Genomic DNA, 3,713 nt, shown 5'->3' with positions numbered 1-3,713 from the left:
GCTATATATGTCCACAATCGGCTACGTAGTGCATCAGGCAGTGCATCAGGGTGTGTGCCCCAACCGCCGACCGCAGGGAGATCCCAGGACGATGACCACCACCTGCAGCCTCGTCGCCAGGCTGGTGTCATGAGCGCGGGAAACCGCGCCCTTCGGATCTGGCGGCGAGGTGACGTTTCCCCGGAGGAGATCCCCGGTGCTCCGGAGGGCGCTCTGGTGGATAGCGCCCGGATGCTGGAAGGCTGCGGCCGGGTGGCCGGCGGCCTGATCCCCCAGGGGCATCCGTCGGGCGGGCCCTTCGGCAAGCGTGTCGTGTGGGGGGAAGGCATCTGGCCGGCGGAGATGATCCCGGTGCGCGACACGATCAAACTGAAACACGACTTCATCCGCTCCATCGTCATGGAGCCGCCGGTGCGGTTTGTCGTGCACAGTCCGGCCGGTCCTGTCTCCGGGCGGGTCAGCCAACCGGGGGTTCGCGGCGGACTGCTGCGCGCCCTCACCACCGACCTGAGCAAGCGGGCCTCCGCCGTGCGGATCGAGGCCGACGGCCGGTTGTGGTGGGTGCGCGGCGTTGGTCCGGTCGGCGCCCGTATCGAGCGCGCTGGTGGCGAGCGCATCTTCTTCACCCGTCGGCTGCATGGCGTCTTCACCGCCCACGCCGATGACCTGGACATCAGCGTGGCTCTACTGGCCTTCACGGCGATCCCCAGCTCTGCCTACCACCCGGTCTTCGGGTTTTGATGCGCTGGGCCGGGGCGTAACAGCGCGAGGGGGACTGCAATGTCCGTCGAGGAAACCAGCCGAGCGGGCCAGCGCGGCCACGACGGCTACGGTACGCAGTCCATTGCCCAAACAGCGGACACCGCCCTGGGCCGCGCCACTTGGCGGCTCTCGGGCAGCTGATCCATCCGGGCACGGTCGAGAACGAACTAAGACCGGATCTTGTCGCTCTCACCACGGCTGGCATCGTCGACGACGGGGATGTCACCCTGGCCGCGGTCGAGATGGTCCGGGCCTGGGCGGTACCGGATTTGCTGGTGCACGTCGAGACCAACGCGCCGACCGGCATCCTCAGCCATGGTGTGGCGATCCGGGGTCGCATCGCCTGGACGGTGGAGGCTTGGCCGGGCAGTGACATCGTCGAGCACGCTCCGCTGGAGCCGGCCTTGTTGGTTCCGGCCATCGCTCGGATGGTCGACCTTCGGTTGCCGCCAGTCGCCGCGTCCGGCGGTGTGGCCGCCCGTTCCCCGGCTTCTGTCCCGATGGCCTTCGTCGATCGGGCGTTCACGGCGGTAGACGCGGTGGGGGTCGCTGACCGGTCCGAGGCCATCGCGATCATCCGTGCAGCCGGCCGTAGGCATCAGCCGCCGATCCGGGAGGCCGATATCACCCAGCTGGCCGCGGTGTTGTCCGGCTACAAGCTCTCCTGGCGGGTGACGGTCAGTTGGGATGGTGGGCCGGCTGGACAGCGAGCGGCCCCCGGCGATGTGCAGTTGCGGTCGTTGGTCGTCATTGATGCCGGTCCGGCCGGGTTCTGGCGGCGGGAGGCACCGGCCGAGCCGCTGTGCGCCGAGGACATCGACTCTCAGACAGTGGTCCGGCTGGTGCCGGTCAGCGCCAAGGAGGTGTGGGCCGGGCTGGTCGAGCTGTTGCCGGCATTGTCCGGGGAGCCGGAGTCAGGGCGGCCATCCGACCGCGGCCATCACCTTTGATCAAAATTGCTTGTATAGAGCCACGATCAGGGGATGGTCGTGGCCGCCGGCGGCAGGGTCGCCCGGGCGTAGTCGGCCAGCTCGCCGGTGCCCGGGTGGCCGGTGGCCGTAAGCTCCTGCTGCAGCACCTGAAGATCATGCCGGGCCAGCTGGGACGACAGCCTGGCGGCTTGGTCGACTACCTCCCGGCCGAGTTCCAGTCCGGCCTCGGGGTTGCCGGCGCGGGTGTGGGCGATGCCGAAGCGGGCGAGGTATTCGACCTGGTCCCGTGGCAGGCTGGCGTCGACGCTGGCGATGACCTGTTCGAAATGGGGTATTGCGGCTGCGGGATTACCGCTGGACAGCAGTGCTTCACTGGCCCAGAAGGCGATGACCGACGGTCCGATCCAGTAGACGTAAGCAGGATCTTCCGCGGGCCGGCGCTGCTCGATCAGCCCGTAGGCCTCATCGATGGCGGCGTGCGCCGCGCCGCGGTTCCCGGCCCGTCCGTGGGCTTGGGCGAGGGCCCCGGCGTTGGCGGCGGCTTCGGTGGCGGTCATGGTGCCGCGGGCACCGGCTCGGGCCGCGCGGAGCATGCCGACGGCGTGGACGGGATTGCCGTACCAGGTGGCCTGCTCCGCCATGTTGCGGATGATGTTGGCGCCAAGGGCTGGTTGGCCAGCCTCGTGGGCGGCGCGTAGGCCGAGTGCCCAGTAGCGTTGTGCCGCCTCATGGCGGCCGGAGTCAAAGGCTGCAAAGCCGGTCAGGCGGGCGAGTTCCGCGGCTGATGCGTGGAGGGCCGCCCCGTGGCCCTCGTTGTACGAACTGTGCTTCAGCAGCCGGATGACGAGCTTGAGTTCCTCGCTGGCCACACCATAGATGGCGTTGCCGCCCAAGGCGTCATCCATCCGACGTAGGGCATCGAGTCGGCTTCCGAGGTCGGTGATGATCGTGTTGTCGATCCGCCGGCCGCTGAGCGCGGCACCGATGCGGGCTGGGTCGGCGATGAGCCACTCCTGGATGACGGCCGCGAGGGCAACCCCAGAGACGCCGAGCAGCGTGCGGCGTTGCATGAGCACGATCAGTTCCTCCCAGCCGTATGCCATTCCGTCTTTCGCCCACAGTGGGTCAAGACTGGCGGTGGTCGTTGTTGTAGTAGTCGAAGAACTCGCGACACCAGGCGCGGGCGGTGTCGACGCTATCCAAGGTCCTGGGATAACCGGGCCGGTATTTGAGGGTTTTGAACTGGGACTCAGAGTAGGGGCTATCGTTCGAGGTTCTCGGCCTGGAGTGGGACTGGACTTTTCCCAGGTCGGCGAACAGGAACGTCACGGGTTTGGAGGTCATGGAGCTGCCGCGGTCGGCATACACCGTCAGCTGCCTCCGGCGTATTCCTTGTTTGCGGCAGCCCTCATCACTTGCTGGCCTCCCGCACTCTCTCGTGCCAGTATGTCCCATTGAAGCTGAACGGGCACAGTTCGTCGCACCGCCTGGCGCGGGCCTGGGCCAAGGAGGGGAGATCAGCGCGTGGCCGATGGCACGCCGTCCGTCACAGTTGACTATGACGCGCTCCATACCTTTGCCTCAACGGTCAACCATCAGGCAGAGACCGCGGCCGGTGTCGTCCAGAGGCTGGGGACCGTTGACGGAACCAAGGACCCGGCGGTTGATGCGGCCCTTGGCCGCTTTCATCCAGCCTGGCGTCAGCAGATCCAACTGCTAGGCCAGGTCACGAGCGCTTTGGCGGAAGCCATCGAACTTGCCGCAGCCGGGTACCAGGGGCTCGATGAGGCGCTCGCTGACGCTGCGCCGGTGCCCGGCGGTCCGCCGTGAGCCTGTTCGGTCATGACGATCCCTTGGACGGACTCCCCAGACCGACTGGTGATCCGTTTGAGGTGCGCCGTCTGGCTGAGCAGTACCTCAGCGCGGCTCGGGGGTTGGCGGATGCCGCCAGCCTGCTGCGGCAGGGTGTCGCGGGCACGGTCGGCGGGGCGTGGATTGGTGAGGCGGCTACCAGCACGG

Annotated in this window: 5 protein-coding genes and 1 pseudogene; 4 read left to right on the top strand and 2 right to left on the bottom strand. The window is 67.8% G+C overall.

The genetic code is table 11. The annotated features are described in order from the left end of the window. The first annotated feature begins 129 nt into the window (after nt 1–129). Together U9980_RS24660 and U9980_RS24655 are read left to right on the top strand one after the other, a co-directional pair. Nucleotides 130–741 (top strand): hypothetical protein, encoded by a 612-nt coding sequence (locus U9980_RS24660; protein ID WP_322770117.1) that lies wholly within the window; start codon nt 130–132, stop codon nt 739–741. Nucleotides 742–881: 140 nt separating this feature from the next. Beyond that, complete coding sequence (locus U9980_RS24655) at nt 882–1,712, top strand: hypothetical protein (protein ID WP_322770116.1); 831 nt, start codon at nt 882–884, stop codon at nt 1,710–1,712. 26 nt (nt 1,713–1,738) lie between these two features. Here U9980_RS24655 and U9980_RS24650 read toward each other — a convergent pair whose 3' ends face one another. After that, nucleotides 1,739–2,797 carry a hypothetical protein gene (locus U9980_RS24650; RefSeq protein WP_322770115.1) on the bottom strand — a complete coding sequence of 353 codons (1,059 nt, stop codon included), beginning with the start codon at nt 2,795–2,797 and terminating at the stop codon, nt 1,739–1,741. A gap of 25 nt (nt 2,798–2,822) precedes the next feature. After that, nucleotides 2,823–3,098 (bottom strand): annotated as a pseudogene (locus U9980_RS24645) (integrase core domain-containing protein); the annotation flags it as partial. A gap of 120 nt (nt 3,099–3,218) precedes the next feature. Here U9980_RS24645 and U9980_RS24640 point away from each other — a divergent pair. Beyond that, entirely contained in the window at nt 3,219–3,524 is a 306-nt protein-coding gene (locus tag U9980_RS24640) for a hypothetical protein (protein WP_322770114.1), read from the top strand. Then, on the top strand, nt 3,521–3,713 hold a 193-nt coding region (locus U9980_RS24635; protein WP_322770113.1), incomplete at its 3' end, for a hypothetical protein. The genes U9980_RS24640 and U9980_RS24635, both read left to right, overlap by 4 nt.

The sequence above is a fragment of the Protofrankia sp. Cr1 genome, from assembly GCF_963555865.1.
Lineage (GTDB): Bacteria > Actinomycetota > Actinomycetes > Frankiales > Frankiaceae > Protofrankia.
This window is presented reverse-complemented; position numbering and strand designations above follow the sequence as displayed.

Bases quoted from the DNA above. Each gene is read 5' to 3' on its own strand.
- U9980_RS24660 (WP_322770117.1), top strand. From the start codon at position 130: ATGAGCGCGGGAAACCGCGCCCTTCGGATCTGGCGGCGAGGTGACGTT.
- U9980_RS24650 (WP_322770115.1), bottom strand. From the start codon at position 2,797: ATGGCATACGGCTGGGAGGAACTGATCGTGCTCATGCAACGCCGCACG.